We start from the raw sequence: 17,664 nt of genomic DNA, 5'->3' as shown, positions 1-17,664 counted from the left end.
CATTTTAAGATAGCTGCCGTGGAAGTCAGTATTACGACTTCCACGGCAGCTATTTTGGTTCCATAATTTATTATAATCTCAATAACTAATGCACTTCGCTTATGTCATAATTCAACCGTGACCCCGGCTTTGGTCGCCATCGCCTTATCGTATAAGTATTTTGCAACGACGATATCAGCTATCGCAAGGCCAACAGATTTGAAAACAGTTATTTCCTCGTCATTTTCTCTACCTGGACGTTCACCGCTAACCACTTTTCCCAATTCTGCATGAATACCCGATTCAGAAAATACTCCTTCTTGGATAGGCACTAGCAAATCACCCGTTTCTTCCAAAGCAGCATCCTCCGCCTCAACGATGACTTTTGTCGCTGAGCTGATTGCATGTGATGGTAACTCCTGCATCGATGGGCGGAATGATCCAACCGCATTAACATGCGTTCCAGGTTTCAACGCTTCTGTAAAAACCGGTGTTGTCGAACCCGTTGCAGTTACTAAGACATCCGCATTACGGACAACCTCATTCGAATCCATACAGACTGTGACTCTAAGGCCGAATTTCTCGCCAATGTATTGTGCAAATTCTTTTGCTTTTCCTTCACTACGATTAAAAACAAAGATTTCTTCAATGTCTCTTGCCGCCACAACAGCTTCGCAAAGCCCCTTTGCCTGCTCGCCGGTTCCGATAATGCCTAACGTCTTTGCGTCTTCACGGGCAAAGTATTTGGTTGCAACTCCTGATAAAGCCCCCGTTCGAATAAGGGTCAGATAAGAACCCTCTAGCAAGGCGAGTGGCTTTCCTGTCTCAATATCGGAAAGTAGAACGACCCCTTGTATCATCTTTTCATTTTCCTTATTGTTTGGAACGACCGTCACATATTTAAGACCCATTGTTTTTAACCCTTCTGCAACAGAAGGCATAACTAAACCTGTGTTTTCCTCACCAAAAGGGAGGGAAAGTCGTATCGGCGTTTGCGTTTTAAAGGCGGAAAACTCTTTCAAGGCAAGTTCAGCACATTCCATCACCTCATTCATATCCGCTAATTTTTTTTGGTCTTTTGCACTTAAAATCAACATGTCTCTTACCTCCAGTACTGAATTCACTCAAAAGATATGACTTTTTCAATCGAATGTTCAAATCTCTTCCAGTAAAAATCCTCTTGGCAATGTATCACGCGGGTCTACTAAGAATTGATGAAGGCCTGTCACGAATGCTTCTCCAGTGACTTTCGGGATGACCGCTTTATGCCCACCTACTTCATTTATTGACAAAATCTCACCGATGAATTGTCCGTCAGTAATGCTTTCATGGACGAATCTTCCATTTTCACCCAATGCGCCGTTCTCATAGAGCGTTGCAAGTCTTGCACAAGTCCCTGTCCCGCATGGTGATCGATCGACTTGTTCATCTGCAAAAATGGTGACATTGCGTAAATCTGCATCTTTGCTGACAGGATTGTCCGAAAAGATAACCCCGTATATGCCATGTAGACCGCTTTCTTCCGGATGGACAACTTCTAACTTTTCTTCAATGAAGAGTTTAATTTTTGTTCCCCATTTTTGTAGCGCTGATAAATCTTTTTTACTCACTTTTAAGTCAATGTCTTTACTCTGAGCAACCGCATAGAAAGCACCTCCAAATGCGATATCAACAGTGAACTGATAACCATCGATGCTCACTGGTACATCTTTATTCAAAACAAATGATGGAACGTTTTCAAAAGAAACCGATTCTACAATTGAACCGTTGCATTTCGCATAAGCAGTTATTTCTCCTGCAGGGCTATCGATCACAAACTTCCGATTCTCCTCCGTCACTTTAAATCTGCCCGTTTCGATCCCCATCGTAATGACTCCGACGATTCCATGACCGCACATCGTACTCCAACCTTCATTGTGCATAAACAGGACACCGAAATCTGCATGAGCACTTGCTGGCGGCGTAATGATACATCCATACATCCCGTGATGTCCCCGCGGTTCTAGCATTAGCAATTCTCTGATATAATCGAGATGCTCCATGCAATAGGCCCGTCTTTCAAGCTGGGTATCGCCTTTTATTTCCGGCAGTCCATCTGTAATGATTCGTAAAGGTTCGCCCGCAACATGGACATCGACAGTTGAATATAAGTGATTGGTTATCATTAATATATCTCCTCATTTCTATATAAAATTAGTTACTATTTGAAGTGTTATTACACTACAATTGAAATCACACTTCAATAATGTTAATCTAACTTTAAATTAATAGTAATCTTCTGTCAACTCAGCTAAATAAAAAGGAGGCAATTCATTGGATAAAACAATCGGTGAAAAAATAAAGTTATTAAGAAAAGAAAAACAGTTGACGTTAAAGGATATCGCGGAGAAAACGGATCTATCCATTAGTTTCCTTTCGCAAGTTGAACGGATGAAATCGTCATTAACGCTCGAATCACTTAAAAAAATCTCTGAAGTTCTGCAAGTGAATCCAAGCTACTTCTTTTCAAATGACACAGAGCCACATTCAAACCCTAAAGTCATTCGAGGGATCGATAGTGATAAACACTTGACGGTTAATCAATTCATCTACAAAGACCTGTCGGGCAGCCAATCAAATATAGGCTTCAATCCAATCCTAGTCATTCTGAATCCAGGTGAAAATAAAGGGAGCCCATTCTCACATTTCGGAAATGAATTTCTTTATGTTTTGGAGGGTACGCTCACTGTCCAAATCAATAATGAAGTTTATCAATTGAATAAAAATGACTCTATCGTTATCGAGGCCAGTAATCCTCACTACTGGTTGAATCTCACAGACAGTGCAGTGAAGTTCCTATGTATTTCATCGGGTTAACGATGGTATTATTATCACTTCTTTATTACTGCTAACCCCGAAATATAGAGTAACTTATTAAAGAAAGTAACCCTCGTTTTCATTTTTGAAAACGAGGGTTACCTCTAGTTAATTGCTTCTACTATTAATTCATATTATAAATGTTTCTAAAACAGTTTATCGCCAGACTTATTTAATCACTAATTTTCTCAAAATTAGTAGACTGTAAAACAGTTGCCTTTTTACTATTTACTGTACTTGTTTCTGTAAACTGGTCAGGAGCAATTATAGCTTTCAACTTCATTGCTATTAAATATACTATAACCGCAGCGACCAGGGACTGAACTGCAGGAATACCAATTGGTATTAGATATTGAGTTACGTATCCTACAAGCCCACCTGAAATCATTGCAAGAGTAGCCATCCAATTCCACCCCTCTTTATCAACCCACTCTTTGTTACGAATGAAAAAGAAATCAGCAAATATAACGCCCGCGATAGCCGGATAAATAACGCCCAATAGGATTAAGAAGTCCATGAAGAATGTTAAAATCCCCATTAATGCTAAAATGATACCTAAAGCGGATCCAATGATTGTTAACCATGCTCTTCCTTTACCTGATTGCACATTAAACATGTTTGCCGCAGCTAGACCAGTGGAATAGCTGGCAACCAACTGACTTGTCCAAAGGGCCAACCATAGTATCAAGAATCCCCAAAACGGAAATCCAAGGTTTTGCATCACCGTAACAATGTCTGCATCCCCTACACCGACCGACATCACAGCTCCCGTAAGGAAAAACACAAAACCTATCACGATAATCCCTAATGGAATTAACGCCTGGTCTTTAATTGTAGGCTTCGAATAGCGCGTATAATCTGAGGCAATTAGCCACTGAGCAACATTTGCTCCTAGGATGAGACCTACTGCCCCCCAGAATGTCATAGTAGGTTCTGGATTCCAAGACGTTATTTTTTCCCACCCGGCTCCTTTTAACGAATAGAACACTGCGGCAATGATAAGAATTAATCCTGACGGGACCGCTAAATAATCTGTCCATTTCATGGAGTTGTATCCAATGACAGCAGGTATAGCGAAAAGAAGGCCTGCACCTATTGTTAACAATGCCCATATTATCCAATTTTCTTTATAATTGACGTGTAGAACTGCCGCAATCGCGTTTCCAGCAACCGCTGTGTTTACAGCAAACCAACCTATATTAAGAATAACTAATGCGAGCCCGATAATAAAACGTGCTTGCAAAGATCCAAAACTAGTCCTGGCAATTACAGATGAAGATAAGCCTGTTTTAGCACCAATATACCCTTGGAGAGCATTTCCAGCCCATTGAATAACCACTAGTCCTACTAATAGAATCAACAATACTTTGGAAATCCCAAAACTCCCCGCAAGTACAGCTCCAATCATAAGAACAGGTACTGAAAATTCCAATCCTCCAAAAATTGTTGCCGGTACCATCCAATGCTGTCTCTCAGATTCTGGGACTTTCCTCATTCCAGAGTCCTGATCTAATAAATTCATTTCTATCACTCCCAACAAGTTTTTTCTTAAATAACTTTTTCTATTCTAATTTTTTCTAGTCCTTCAAGCCAAATACGTTCTCCGATTTTTCTCAACACTTCTAATTGGTTATAGTCTACTTGCCCAAGTACATTGACCAGCTCCTCCCCCATATGGCTCCGAGCCATTTCAGCTCCATAATATATTGCTATTACATGCTCGGGCTGTCCGTTTACTTCGAGCCTCCAATTTCGCCAATAGCATATTTCCCCAATACTTGTATATATTGTCTGATTTTCTCTTGAAGGAAGACCATGCAGATCTACCATAAAATTCACTTCTCTTCCGGACCACCTGGATTGAGTAATTTTACTCTCATATGGCAGTGAATCCCACATTAAAGAAGCAGTATCTGGGGCATCTTTTTCATTGAGTGTGGCAAATAGTACATCGCCTTTCTCGAATATGAATTTAATCTTTTTCATGATAAAAAATAACCCTCCACAAAATATGTTATTTAAATTTTCTGATATAAAATATGACGAAGAAGGAGAATTCGTCTTTACAAATGAATTCCCCTTCTTCACAACTTATGTTTCAGCAAAATATCATGTCTTAAATAGTCAAATAGCCGTTGCGGATGTCTCTTTCCCGATCTGCTTCCGTCCGATCCATTGGACTGCCAAAACCTCCACCTCCGCCAGTTCTAACAATAACTTTATCCCCTTTTAATACCTTTCTTCCATTTACCTTTAATAAATGTTCATTTTCAACTGCTGAAACAATTTCAACGTCAGGCTGATCTCCTGTTTCTCCACCAAATAGCCCCCAAGCAGGAGTTAATGATCTTTCAAACCAAAGTGAAACTTGGGTGTCTTCACTTAGCACTTCATATTCTCTAATTACACCAAGTCCGCCGCGGAATTTCCCTTTACCTCCGGAATCTTCCCGCAAAGCGTATTGGTTTATGCGAAGAGGATATTTGGATTCAAACACTTCAACTGGTAGATTTTTAAAATCCCCGCTGACATGGTTAATTAACGCAGAAGGTCCATCTCCATGGTTGAATGCTCCCCACCCTCCTGCTGTTGCCTCGACACTCAAAAACTGTTCATCATTTTCTTCATTGATCCCGGAGAAAGTAACTACCATTGAATCTCCATAGTGTGCAGCCGCTACTTTCTCTTTCATAACCGGAGAAAGCGCCTTTATAATTAAATCAATGAGTAAACCAAGTGGTGTAAAGTACCACCCACAAGGAGCTGGTTCTACTGCATGAAAAATGGTTCCTTTCGGAGCAACTACATTTAATGTTTTAAAGTTTCCACCAGTAACCGGTGAATGAGGGCTAATCAAATCTTTAAATGCTACTCTACATGCGGAAATGGCTTGTGCATAACCACAATTTGTCTGGCCCATTCTTTGTTCACTTGAGCCGGTTAAATCAATTTCAATATTTTCTCCATCTACTACTACCTTGACCTTTACAAGAATCGGCTCATCTTTCACGCCATCATTATCAAGATACCCTTCAGCCTCATAGTTACCATCTGGAATACTTCGTACAACTTCACTGTCCAATTCTTTTGATTGCTTAAAAATGTCATGGATACATTTATTAATCCTATCTAGACCAAAGCGCTCAATTAACTCTTTGTAACGCTTTTCACCTGTCCTACATGCCGCTATTTGTGCGTTTAAATCTCCTAGAGCTGCTTCAGAGAAGCGATTATTGCTAATTATTAATCGAATAACATCCTCAATCGGTTTTCCATTCTGATGAATCCTAGTAGGCGGAATCCTAATTCCTTCCTGATAGATATTAGTTGCATCCATTGGATACCCTGGATCCTTCGATCCAATATCAAGCCAATGTGCCCTAGTGGCCGTAAACCCAACTAACTCTTTTTCGTAAAAAATAGGGGAGAATGTGGTAACGTCATTTAAATGCGTTCCACCTATATATGAATCATTCAAAATATAGACATCACCTTCTTGATAGTTCTGGTTTCCACCAATCATTTTTGTTGTTACATTGATACATTCATCGAGATTCCCAAGAAATATTGGTAGTCCCGCAGATTGTCCAAGTAGTTCGACGTCTTGGTTAAACAGGCAAACACTGCAATCTTTCATTTCATAAATGATTGGAGAAAAGGCACTTCTCGTTAAACTAGAATTCATTTCTTCTGCCGCAGAAACAAGAGCATTCCTAACAATTTCCGTGGTAATTGGATTTTCTAAGAAGACTTGATTTTCTACTACCTTCATACAAGTTCCACCTCTTTTATAGTGATTTTAGAAATTTTAATATTACGATTTTCATCGATACTGATTGAAAACTTAGGAGGTATGACAATCGTAGAGTTCTTATCTTCAATAACTGCTGGTCCTATGAAGTGATTACCTGGCTTTAAATCATGAGTAGAATACACACCAGTCGTTTTCTCTACACCATTCCAAACAATTTCTCTTGTGTGATCTGCTAAAATGAACTCTTCCGAACTAGTGTTGTCTTTTTTGATTTCAATTTTTTCTAAGTCTCCCAGTGCAGTAGTTCTTATATTCACAATTTCCGTTCCGCCATTAGGATTATTATGTCCATAAATATCGAAGTGGGATTCATGAAACTGTTCTTCCAGTTTGGCCAAATCATCCGACTCATTCACGATATTCACTGTATATTCTTGACCAACATATCTGATATCGACACTTTTTTGGAATCGAATCTGATCAGTTGAAATATGTTGCTGGTTCAACATTGAAATACACTCTTCTTGCATTTCATTATAAAGCGACTGCATCTCATTTTTCTTTACATTAGAAAGTAAGGAGACATAGTTTCGTACAGTATCGAAACGGATATCAGTTTGAAGCATCCCCCATGCTGAAAATGTTCCGGAAACGTTCGGTACCAATACTTTCTTTACATCCAGTAAGTCTGCAATCAGTACTGCATGCATGGGACCTGCTCCACCAAATGCTACGATTGTAAATTCTCTTGGATCAATTCCGCGCTTAACTGTTAAATTACGGATTGCATCTGCCATTTTTGCATTCGCAATATCGCAAATTCCTTCTGCTGTTTCTTCGACAGAAAGGTTGATTTGATCAGCAACTGATTTCACAGCCTGATAAGCCGCTTCCTTATCAAGCTTGAGGTCGCCGCCCAGGAAATTATTGGGGTCTATCCTTCCCAATACAACGTTCGCATCCGTAACCGTAGGCTGGTTTCCACCGTTTCCGTAGCAGGCCGGACCTGGATTCGATCCGGCACTTTTAGGCCCAACCCTTAATCCGCCACCCTCAAGGTAAGCAAGCGATCCACCACCAGCACCTACCGTATGAATATTAACCATAGGCGAAAGAATTGGGAATCCTTCCATAATCGTTTCTGCAGTGACATCAGGTTCCCCGTCAATCGTTATGCTGACATCAAAGCTTGTTCCGCCCATATCCACACAAATTAGGTTTTTCTCTCCAGTCAGTCTTGTTAAATTGACACCGCCAATCGTTCCTCCGACAGGACCGGACATTAACGTTTGCAATGGAAGTTGTTTTGCCACTTTCGATGTCATAACTCCACCATTGGATTGCATGATATAAATATCTTTATCAAATCCATTCTCCACCATTTGTTGTTCGAGAATATTTAAATACTTTTTTACGATTGGAGCGATATATGCATTAATAATTGTCGTACTAACACGCTCATACTCTCTCCATTCACGTGCTATCTCACTTGAAAGCGATACAGGGATATCCAATTCTTTTTCAATCGCATCTCTAATTTCTTGTTCATGCTTTGGATTCTTATATGAATGTAAAAAACAGACAGCTACAGCATCATATTTTCCTTTTTTCAGTTCATTAATAACCCCATTAATATTAACGCTTTCAATCGGGGTTTGTACTTCTCCTTGGTAGGACATTCTTTCTTTTATTTCGTAAGTATTTTCCCGGTCAAGCAAAGGTGCAGGTTTACTATATTGAATATTGTACATTTCTGTACGATTTGCTCTCCCTATCTCATATACATCTCGAAAACCTTCTGTTGTCAAAAGAGCAACCCTTGCTCCTTTTCTTTCTAAAAACGCATTTAACCCAGATGTGGTTCCGTGAACAAAATACTCAATCTCATTAAAATCTTTTACATATTGATTGATACACTGCATTACTCCTTCCGCCAAATTATGTGGAGTTGTTAATGTTTTATGGGTATGAAAAACCTTCTCTTTTTGATCGTATACTACTAAATCTGTAAAAGTTCCTCCAATATCGACACCTAATCTATAACGTGACATGAATCTTCCTCCTTATAATATATTAATTAATAGTTTTTTAAAAAATCTAGTATTTAAGTGCTTACATTAATCTTTTGGCAATATAAGGTTTTTGATAATCTTTTAGATTCGATAGAAACAAGCATTAAAATACCGCTGGGCTCACAGAACTTATTAAAACCGTTTTATTATCACATGGATTTTCCCATTTATGAAGCACTGTAGAGGGAAAGTGAATTGCATCGCCTTTCTTAAGAGAGTATTTCTTTTCACCAATATAGATAACTACCTCTCCCTCCATCACATAATAAAATTCCTCTCCTGGGTGTTGAACTAGTTCAGAGTCTTTATGATGTGGGTCTAATGTTATAATAAACGTGTCCATTTTGCGGTCCGGAAAATGGTTACTAAGGCTAACAAGTGTGGCATCTGAACTGCCTATTCGGAAGGGTTTTTGATTTTCCTCATATATTGCATAATTTAAATCATTATTGTCTTCAAAGAAATAAACCATTGATTCTCCCAAAGCATCCGCAATTTTCTTTAACGAAGTTATGGCTAAAGAGGTTGTTCCTCTTTCAATCTGCGACAAAAAACTTACTGACAGTTCTGTTTTCAAACTAAGTTCTTTTAGTGTTATACCTTGTTCTTTTCGAAGAAATTTTATTTTATTAAATATATCCTCCATATTGGCCTCCCTCACTATTACAGTATAGGTTTAATTATTTTTCATATTACCATAACCAAAATTATTTGTACAACAATATTTCTGTCTATTTAAAATTAATTGTCAATTCATCCAAGATGAATATAATACACTTAAGTAAATTTATTTTAATAATAATTTAAGAAAAGTTAATATGAATATAAAAATAGAAAGCACTTCAACCGGTTACACTTTTTCAAGTGTAACCGGTTGAAGTGCCCACCATCATTGAAGTTATTTATTTAAAAAGTTTACAAAATATAGCCCTTCTTACCATCATTTCAACATGCCACCATCTACTTCTAGGACGGTTCCGTTAATAAAGTCAGATTCGTCGGATGCCAGAAACAGATAAGCATTCGCTACGTCTTCCGGCGTGCCAAGTCGTGTATAAGGCGTCATCATCTTGATTTGTCCTAAGATTTTTTCTGGAATTGTATCAATCATATCTGTTTCGATGAAACCGGGAGCGACAGCATTTACATTGATGCCCTGTCGACCGAACTCCTTCGCCCACGTTCTCGTCATACCGATGACACCCGCTTTTGCTGCGGCGTAATTCGTTTGCCCGACATTTCCTCCCGTTCCCGCGATAGAGGACGTATTAATGATTTTCCCTTTTCCTTGTGCAAGCATTGCCGGAAGGAAAGCTTGTGTACAATTGAAGACACCTGTCAAATTAACGTCAATCACTTGCTTAAAATCGTCCACTTCGAGCTTCAGCATCATCGCATCTTTTGTAATACCCGCATTGTTAATAAGGATGTCCACCTTGCCAAACTGTTCAATAACTTTCGTTGCCATCCCTTTAACATTTTCACTATCAGAAACATCCGCCTGAAAGAAAGCGGCCTCGATTCCCTTTTCATGTAGTTGTTGTGCTTTTGCCTCCCCAGCGATTTTATCAAAATCCACGATGGCGATCTGTGCTCCATGTTTGCCGAAAAGGGCAGCGGCAACAGCTCCAATTCCATTAGCCCCGCCTGTTATGACAACAGTTTTATCCTGTAAACGCATGCAAGAGAACCTACTTTCAATTATATTTTATTTGACTTTTTCAATAATTCTTATTTTATCACATTACTTTTGCTTCTGTAGAAAATCTTTTACTATTGTAAAAAAACAGGCACTCCCAAATCGGAGTACCTGTTTCACTTTAATTGCTTCCGTAGTCTTTTACAGCATGTTCAATTTGTGGACCACTAATCGAATAATGAGTCGCATGCCAGACCGCTTTTCCGTCTTTCAATAAAAATAGTTGGGGCGATTGGTGTTCAACACGCAGATTACTTTCGATTTCATTAGAAACGGGGCGACTTTCCCTTACTTTCAAAAAATATTTGGGTACATCTGTTGCGGATGATTCAAACGCATTATAAGCTGCAGCGCTAACTGGACAAGTTGTACTATGTTTTAAAACGAACAGAGGATTCTCTTTCGATTGTTCCAATACATCGTACCACTCATTAACGGTTTTTAATTCTTTCATAATCACCAACTCCTTCTATAGGATGTGTTTTCCCTTTGGGGTTAGTCGTAAACACTAGCTCATCCGTACTTATTAAAAAAGGCAACAGTTGGAGCATTCGATTTAACTCCTTTTCCGTCACATTGTTCATGCAGGAAATTTGCAACCAATTCCTTTCACGCAAATAGGCACTTTCGTAATGAACATTGAAACCGTTCAAAAATAAATTATCCCCGAGCTGCATTGCGGAGAAATCTGCAGGTAAAGAAATCGTAACAATCGCGTCGGCTGCCTCTTCTTCTGATGCCAAGATTGTGAATCCCGCTTGTTCAACAGCCTTCCTTACTTTCCGCGCACGACTTGAAATAGCCGTGTAAACTTCTTCGGGTTGCTCAAATATCAGTAAAGCTTCGTCTAGCGCCGATACTAGATTGGACGACTGGGTATACGGAATTCCTTGCGCTTCTGCGTAAACACCCAAGTCAAGGTAACGCGGCAGTTTATCACTTTTCGTGATTTTCTCATTATGGAATACGAAAGACAGACCCGTATAACTTAAAAGTCCTTTTCCACTGACACCCGTTGCATAGGTGACATCAGTAAGGTCGACAGTAGTAGTCCCGATTGCGCTCACACAATCCACCGCAAGTGAAACACCGTATTGTAAACAGACTTTTTTGAATGAATTCAAATCATTCAGCACACCAGTCGATGTTTCACAATGAACACACCATAACCAGCTGTAGGCACCAGAGCACAGTGCACGTTTAATTTCATCTTCATCAAAAGGGGTTCCCCAATCGACTTTTATTGTGTCAAAATCCATTCCAAAGCGCTGTGCATGATCTGTGAGCCGTGAGCCGAATTCTCCATTCACCAGTATAAGACCTTTACCGTTATGCCTACTTAACTGTGCTGCAACAACATCATTCGCAAGCGTCCCCGTCCCTTGAAGTAGCTGGACATAGTTTGCTCTCGTCAACGATGTCAGTTTGTCTTTCACACGTTCCAAAACACTTTCGAATTCGGAAGACCGATGAGAAAATGGTTCTGCCATCATAGCCTTTCTTACGCCTTCGGAAATAGTCGCTGGTCCTGGCAAGAAATTGACAAGCGGTTTAGAGATTCTGCCCGCAATCCCATCGTCAAAGGTTTCTTTCGTCAAATACATCGGCTGGAACGCGGCCTCAGCTGTTCCCGTCAATTGAGCAAATGGTGTAAATCCTAATTGGCCATATAACTTCTGCTCCCGAACTGTACCTGAAATGAGCGCAGCATCATAACCGGCTTTCAGGCAATATTGGACTAACGCTTGCATAAGCCCCAGAAAAGCACGACCGTTCCTATAATCCTGATCTATCGCAAGAAGCCTGACTTCTACAGGTTTTTTGACTTGAATCGGTAATTGCCGTTCGACTGGACCAATTTTCCCATCCAACGAAAATGGTCGTTTCCCCCGTACCGCAATCATTCCGACGAGCCGATTATCTTTCAAGCAAATAATATATGTATTTTCATCATGGAACTTATCGACGAGTTTCTGCGATTCGTTTCGGTCATGCTGCGGAATCTCTTCGGCAAATGTCCGGTAATTCAATTTATGAATCTGTTCGAATTCCGAAGCCGTTTCCGCGACTTTATAAATCAAACTCATACTCTCAACTCTTTTCCGGGAAAAGTTTCTGTTTCAAATCACTCCGATGTGTAAATAAAAGCAGTCCTGACAACAAGCAGGATGCGATGAAGACAGGAAATTCGTATAAAAAGACCAACACAAAGATCGGCGTTAACAAGACTGCACTGAGCCCTGCTAACGTAAAGCTTTTCAGGAAGGGATAGAACACGAGGAACACGCCAGCAAAAACGGCAAACAGCAGGGGGTTGAACGCAAGCATACCACCGATAAAAGTGGATACACCCATTCCACCGCGAAACTTCATGAGTAAGGGCAACACATGCCCTAACGTTACTGCCAATAATGCAAACAGTTCCATAGCGGCTCCCACTTCAAGCCACTTGGCAGCGCAAACAGCCAGCGCCCCTTTGGCTGCGTCCCCAATGAATGTCGCGATGAATGCTTTTTTCCCAAACACGCGCCCCGCATTGCGTGCACCAGGATTACCACTTCCCTCTATCCGTATATCTTTCTTATAATAGTAGTTACTAATAATTGAGCCTGTAAGCATATTGCCTAGTATATACGAGCCTACTAATAAAAGTATTAGTGTCATAATCAATCCTTTATGGTAAATGATAGGTTCTTTCTAGTGTAGCATCTTTCTAGAAATATGATAAATAATTTTCAATCAGTTTTGTATAGATTAAAATAAAGAGTTCCATTGAATCGCTGTGCTTTGGCTCAGTTTATACACCGATTTCAATGCTTCAACTTATATAGTTGTATTTTTTTCTCGGGTATAGTATACAATAATGATTAATTGAAAGGTGTGTGTGTGTTTATGCGTGAACTCTCGCTAAGGCTCCTAATAGCATTTGTCCTTTGCATCGGTTTCGGTGTAACATTCGGATATATTGCCGCCGCTATCGGCAGCGATGCAATAGTAGGGTTCGACAATGCTGTCATTGGATTTGTACAAGGTTTGGAAGTATCATGGCTTACGTCGATTATGAAAGGATTTACGTGGATTGGTTCCGGTTATGTCGTTGCACCAATTGCTTTGCTCATTGCAGGTGTACTCTACTTTGGACTGCACTATCGTCAACAAGCCTTCCTTCTCATAGTGGTCATTGCCGGGACTGCACTATTAAATAAAGTTCTTAAAATTTATTTCAAACGGGAGCGTCCTGAAATTCATCGTATTATGGACGCAAATGGCTTCAGTTTCCCAAGCGGCCATTCAATGATGGCGTTCGCTCTATACGCAATCATTGCATATATCGTCTGGCGTAATGTGAAAACGATGGTGAGTCGCTTTCTACTTATCCTGTTCACTGCCTTTATGATCATCATAATTGGAATAAGCCGTATTTACATTGGCGTCCATTACCCGAGCGATGTTGTCGGCGGGTTTGCAGCAAGTGCGCTTTGGGTGACGATTGCGATTTCGGTTTATGCTTACTTTCAGCATACTCGCGGGAAAAGAGAGATCGTTTCGCGTCAGTGAATGACGTGAGGCGGTCTATTTAAATTGCAAAGCCGGAAATCCGAGGAAAGAAAAAACCCCACGCCTTTGTAAGGTTCCGTTAATTAAACTCTTTAATGGAGTCGCCGAAGCCATAAGACTGGATGCAAAGCGCTAATCCAGGCTTATGGTGAAAGTATCCCCAAAGCGCCAAGCGTTCTATAATCCACATTCCGAATTACAACTCTCTCAATATTAAGCGCCACGGCAGATTCAATGGGTTCTTTATTTCAACATATATAGAAGCAGAATTACTGTTGTATCCAAATTGCTTTCGTATAGGCCATTTTCAATCCTGTTCTTTCCATGTTGTTTTGACTAACGGATCCAAACTTCGCTTGTCCCACGACTAACTTTCCATTCAGTAGTTTAGCTTCCTTTAGACGTTCTATAATTAATGCACGTTGTATGCCTCTATTTCTAAAGTGCGGAACAGTAGCAGCCGCTGCAAGAGTAGCTATACCATCTTTACTGAAGAGCACGCCAATTCCCGCGGGTTCATTTTCAATACTGGCAAGGTAGAAAGTCCAATTTTCATTGTCATATAATATTTCATTATTTTGAGCGATTCCACTTTTTAAAAACAGCGGCATTTGAAAACCTGCTACATAAACTTCTGCAAAAATATCAAATTCACTTCTTTCCAACTTACGGATAGAAATCTTCGGATCAATCGGATTTAAACCCGGGGAAAGTGAAGCGTATAAAGACGCATGAAAATCCGTTTGATAAAAACCCTTCTTACTTAGATAAGTAAGCAAGTCTGCAGACGCATGTGCGGGCGTCAATTCAAATCGTACAGGAATTTCTCTACTATTGTAAAACCCAATAATATCCTCCAAGGACTTTTCATCTCCTTCCTTCAAACCTTTCACAGTATTAAAGGAAGGACCCGGGATACCTTTGACGGAAAATGCGGTGGCATTCCCGAACCTTTTTATTTCCACCCCCATTGGATTACCACTTATTCCTTGGATGGCAGTTAGCCTCGAATGTAATGCATCTATTTCAGATTGTTCTACTGTTTTGGCTAGTTCTTTAGTTAAAACAAACTCCATATTTGCTACCTCCCACTTAATGTAATGACTCTATACCTACCGCTCTCAACCTAAGTAAAGATTAGTTAAAGAGGTTACCAATTTCTTCTTCAGTTAAAACTTTTGGCGTTGCTTCTCCGAGCTCAATGTACTCTGTACGGCCATTTCCTTTTACAATGAAAACATTACGGTTTCTAGTAGGAGAAATTAAATCAATCCATATGTTTTGTTCAGAGTAGAAAGCTTTTATTTCCTGTTCGGCAAATAAAGGAATAGGTACATAAGCAGCATCCGAATTGTTTTCCACAGCTTGTAACGCTTGTGGATACGGTTCATTCCGGTCATGAATCTTTTGCAGTAAATCAATCACTTCGCCAAATCCAATTAGCAGGATTCCGTAAATAGCATACGTTGCGAGGACGGTCATAAAACCGATAGACCCTATACCCCCCACACTTTCTATCATACTCATTCCATCCAGACCTGGCTGAGAAAATGAAACTTGCAGAATGAATGCGTAGATAATACCCCAACTAATCACAACTAACCCAGAGACCTTCAATATGAATCCGATAAGAGTACGTTTTACAAACAATTCTTGCATCCAGCTCAAATCCTTTCTATTTTCAAACTCTTCCATTAACTATACGAAGTGAGATGGAAATAGTTTCATAGAGATATTTGATATAATAGGAATAATGCAAGGAGGTTGTGAATTATGAATGTTTTTACAGAACGGGTCATCAGAATAATCCAGGAGATACCTGCTGGACATGTCATGACATACGGCCAAGTTGCCGCTGCTGCCGGAAGTCCGCGCGGGGCAAGGCAAGTCGTACGGGTACTGCATTCGATGAGTGCAAAATACAAACTGCCTTGGCATCGTATCATTAATGCGCAAGGTGGAATTTCCGCTCCTGCCGATGCGGAAGGCAAGGGGCTACACCAACGGGAATTACTCGAGTTGGAAGGAGTTACGTTTAGCATTGATGGAAAAATTGATTTGACTGAGTATCGCTGGTTTCCTCTTGATACTGAGGAGGGATAAGAATGACTAAAACTATGTATGTCGGGACGTTTATCGGAAAAAGGCTAAAGGGAATGCCCTTAAAATACTTAAAACAACATTAAAGGGGAATTGAATATGACACAAACATTGGCATGTACAGATGTTATTTATGCATTCAGCAAAGACAACTCGCCCGTGATGCATGTGGATCCGGGAACAACCATTGAAATCGAGACGTATGATTGCTTCGAAAATCAAGTGCAATCCGCAGAGACAAAAATTGCAGGCATTGATTGGGATAAAATCAATCCAGCGACTGGACCGATCTATGTGAACGGCGCGAAACCCGGTGATGTGCTGAAGGTGTCGATCGACAAACTGGAGATTGGTTCGCAGGGCGTCATGGCGACAGGGCCGGACTTGGGTGTCATGGGGCATCGCTTGGAGGAACTCGCTTCTAAGATTATTCCCATTGAAGATGACTATGCGCTATTTAATGATCGTGTAAAAGTGCCGCTTAACCCGATGATTGGGGTAATTGGTGTAGCTCCTGAAGGCAAGCCTGTTTCGTGCGGGACGCCAGGTGCACATGGCGGCAATATGGATACAAAGTTGATTGCCGAAGGGGCGACGCTCTACTTCCCAGTGTTTACAGAAGGCGCACTGTTTGCACTCGGTGATTTCCATGCCGCGATGGGTGACGGCGAGATTGGCGTGTCCGGTATCGAAGTTCCTGGAAAGGCGACCGTAACGCTCGATGTTGTGGAATCCACACCACTTCGCCATCCCGTACTCGTTAATGCACAGGGAATCGCATTCATCGTATCGGCCGCAACTCTCGACGAAGCCGTAAAAACGGCGGTTGAAGAAGCAATCGATTTCCTGCTTCCACATACAGACATGACAATCGCAGAACTGACGATGCTCATGAGTGCTTCAGGGGAAGCACAAATAAGCCAAGTCGTCGATCCACTTATGACGGCACGTTTTTTCGTGCCGCAGTACATTTTGGATGCATATGATGTGAAACCATTCGCATAAGTTTTTGCCTTCGCAATTGACCCGGAGGTTTTTATTAGAGAATACAATTGGAAAACATGTACTTTTGCTCTAGCAAATTTAGAGACTTCCAGTTTATAATCTTTTCATAGGGGCATTGGCAATCATCGGCTTGCCCGTGCTAGGAAAAAATCAATAGATTGGAATTGAAAGTTATGCTAAAAGATTTTAAAGACTTTGCACTCAAAGGGAACGTATTCGATCTCGCCATTGCAGTTGTAATTGGTGCAGCATTCGGGAAAATTGTATCATCACTTGTGGAGAATATTATCGTACCGCTTATCGGGGTGCTTTCTGGAGGTATCGATTTTTCAGGGATGCATCAGACAATTGGGAAAGCAGATATCACATACGGTGTTTTCCTCCAATCTGTTTTTGACTTCCTTATTGTTTCGTTTGTAATCTTCATGGTAATTCGTTTGCTAGCGAAATTTAAACGGAAAGAAGAAATAATTGAAGAAGCTCTGCCTGAAATCGACCCTAAAGAAGCACTTCTTGTAGAAATTCGCGATTTGTTGAAAGAAGGAAAAAAGCTTTAGGGTTTACTGTAAAAGAGGACAATCCCGCTGCGGAATTGTCCTCTTTGCTTTTATATCAAACATGATCGCTCAATTTCTTCACTT

At 40.5% G+C, this 17,664-nt stretch carries 18 protein-coding genes; 5 read left to right on the top strand and 13 right to left on the bottom strand.

Annotated elements, in window-relative coordinates:
• Positions 1-104: 104 nt before the first annotated feature.
• Both MKZ11_RS04575 and MKZ11_RS04570 read right to left on the bottom strand, forming a co-directional pair.
• Positions 105-1,076 carry an ornithine cyclodeaminase family protein gene (locus tag MKZ11_RS04575; RefSeq protein WP_340792838.1) on the bottom strand — a complete coding sequence of 324 codons (972 nt, stop codon included), beginning with the start codon at positions 1,074-1,076 and terminating at the stop codon, positions 105-107.
• A 57-nt stretch (positions 1,077-1,133) separates the two neighbouring features.
• Positions 1,134-2,144, bottom strand: a complete 1,011-nt coding sequence (locus tag MKZ11_RS04570; protein WP_340792837.1) for a proline racemase family protein — start codon at positions 2,142-2,144, stop codon at positions 1,134-1,136.
• A 148-nt stretch (positions 2,145-2,292) separates the two neighbouring features.
• Here MKZ11_RS04570 and MKZ11_RS04565 point away from each other — a divergent pair, with 148 nt between their 5' ends.
• A complete protein-coding gene (locus MKZ11_RS04565) occupies positions 2,293-2,835 on the top strand; it encodes a helix-turn-helix domain-containing protein (protein ID WP_340792836.1) in 543 nt (180 codons plus the stop codon).
• 172 nt (positions 2,836-3,007) lie between these two features.
• Here MKZ11_RS04565 and MKZ11_RS04560 read toward each other — a convergent pair whose 3' ends face one another.
• From MKZ11_RS04560 to MKZ11_RS04520, 9 genes are all read right to left on the bottom strand, one after another.
• Positions 3,008-4,357, bottom strand: coding sequence for a purine-cytosine permease family protein (locus tag MKZ11_RS04560; RefSeq protein WP_340792835.1), 1,350 nt, complete (start codon positions 4,355-4,357; stop codon positions 3,008-3,010).
• A gap of 26 nt (positions 4,358-4,383) precedes the next feature.
• Positions 4,384-4,821, bottom strand: a complete 438-nt coding sequence (locus MKZ11_RS04555) for a DUF3830 family protein (RefSeq protein WP_340792834.1) — start codon at positions 4,819-4,821, stop codon at positions 4,384-4,386.
• Between the two features lie 130 nt (positions 4,822-4,951).
• Positions 4,952-6,607, bottom strand: coding sequence for a hydantoinase B/oxoprolinase family protein (locus tag MKZ11_RS04550; protein WP_340792833.1), 1,656 nt, complete (start codon positions 6,605-6,607; stop codon positions 4,952-4,954).
• A complete protein-coding gene (locus MKZ11_RS04545; RefSeq protein WP_340792832.1) occupies positions 6,604-8,640 on the bottom strand; it encodes a hydantoinase/oxoprolinase family protein in 2,037 nt (678 codons plus the stop codon). Before MKZ11_RS04545 ends, MKZ11_RS04550 begins: the two co-directional genes overlap by 4 nt.
• Before the next feature lie 124 nt (positions 8,641-8,764).
• Positions 8,765-9,307: a helix-turn-helix domain-containing protein gene (locus tag MKZ11_RS04540; protein WP_340792831.1), complete on the bottom strand. Its 543-nt coding sequence runs from the start codon at positions 9,305-9,307 to the stop codon at positions 8,765-8,767.
• A 294-nt stretch (positions 9,308-9,601) separates the two neighbouring features.
• Positions 9,602-10,342 (bottom strand): 3-oxoacyl-ACP reductase FabG, encoded by a 741-nt coding sequence (gene fabG / locus MKZ11_RS04535; RefSeq protein ID WP_340792830.1) that lies wholly within the window; start codon positions 10,340-10,342, stop codon positions 9,602-9,604.
• Positions 10,343-10,481: 139 nt separating this feature from the next.
• Positions 10,482-10,814, bottom strand: a complete 333-nt coding sequence (gene ytxJ / locus MKZ11_RS04530; protein ID WP_340792829.1) for a bacillithiol system redox-active protein YtxJ — start codon at positions 10,812-10,814, stop codon at positions 10,482-10,484.
• Positions 10,792-12,447, bottom strand: coding sequence for an aminotransferase class V-fold PLP-dependent enzyme (locus MKZ11_RS04525; RefSeq protein ID WP_340792828.1), 1,656 nt, complete (start codon positions 12,445-12,447; stop codon positions 10,792-10,794). Before MKZ11_RS04525 ends, ytxJ begins: the two co-directional genes overlap by 23 nt.
• A gap of 4 nt (positions 12,448-12,451) precedes the next feature.
• Positions 12,452-13,024 carry a glycerol-3-phosphate acyltransferase gene (locus MKZ11_RS04520; protein ID WP_340792827.1) on the bottom strand — a complete coding sequence of 191 codons (573 nt, stop codon included), beginning with the start codon at positions 13,022-13,024 and terminating at the stop codon, positions 12,452-12,454.
• A gap of 228 nt (positions 13,025-13,252) precedes the next feature.
• Between MKZ11_RS04520 and MKZ11_RS04515 the strand changes: the two genes are divergently transcribed.
• Positions 13,253-13,918 (top strand): phosphatase PAP2 family protein, encoded by a 666-nt coding sequence (locus tag MKZ11_RS04515; RefSeq protein WP_340792826.1) that lies wholly within the window; start codon positions 13,253-13,255, stop codon positions 13,916-13,918.
• Between the two features lie 269 nt (positions 13,919-14,187).
• On the opposite strand, the gene MKZ11_RS04510 is transcribed toward MKZ11_RS04515, so the two are convergent.
• Both MKZ11_RS04510 and MKZ11_RS04505 read right to left on the bottom strand, forming a co-directional pair.
• Entirely contained in the window at positions 14,188-14,994 is an 807-nt protein-coding gene (locus tag MKZ11_RS04510) for a GNAT family N-acetyltransferase (protein ID WP_340792825.1), read from the bottom strand.
• A gap of 61 nt (positions 14,995-15,055) precedes the next feature.
• Entirely contained in the window at positions 15,056-15,613 is a 558-nt protein-coding gene (locus MKZ11_RS04505; RefSeq protein ID WP_340792824.1) for a hypothetical protein, read from the bottom strand.
• Positions 15,614-15,691: 78 nt separating this feature from the next.
• On the opposite strand from MKZ11_RS04505, the gene MKZ11_RS04500 reads away from it, so the two are divergent.
• The 3 genes from MKZ11_RS04500 to mscL all read left to right on the top strand — a co-directional run bounded on the left by MKZ11_RS04500 (position 15,692) and on the right by mscL (position 17,580).
• Positions 15,692-16,021: an MGMT family protein gene (locus MKZ11_RS04500; RefSeq protein WP_340792823.1), complete on the top strand. Its 330-nt coding sequence runs from the start codon at positions 15,692-15,694 to the stop codon at positions 16,019-16,021.
• Positions 16,022-16,117: 96 nt separating this feature from the next.
• The gene (locus MKZ11_RS04495; protein ID WP_340792822.1) at positions 16,118-17,023 is read left to right on the top strand and encodes an acetamidase/formamidase family protein; all 906 of its coding nucleotides are present in this window, start codon (positions 16,118-16,120) and stop codon (positions 17,021-17,023) included.
• A 173-nt stretch (positions 17,024-17,196) separates the two neighbouring features.
• On the top strand, positions 17,197-17,580 hold the full coding sequence (mscL, locus tag MKZ11_RS04490) for a large conductance mechanosensitive channel protein MscL (protein WP_340792821.1): 384 nt from the start codon (positions 17,197-17,199) through the stop codon (positions 17,578-17,580).
• Positions 17,581-17,664: the final 84 nt, after the last annotated feature.

This window comes from Sporosarcina sp. FSL K6-1508 (assembly GCF_038007465.1).
Taxonomy (GTDB): Bacteria; Bacillota; Bacilli; order Bacillales_A; family Planococcaceae; genus Sporosarcina; species Sporosarcina psychrophila_B.
The sequence above is the reverse complement of the archived record's forward strand: the minus strand, read 5'-3'. Positions and strand labels throughout refer to the sequence as shown.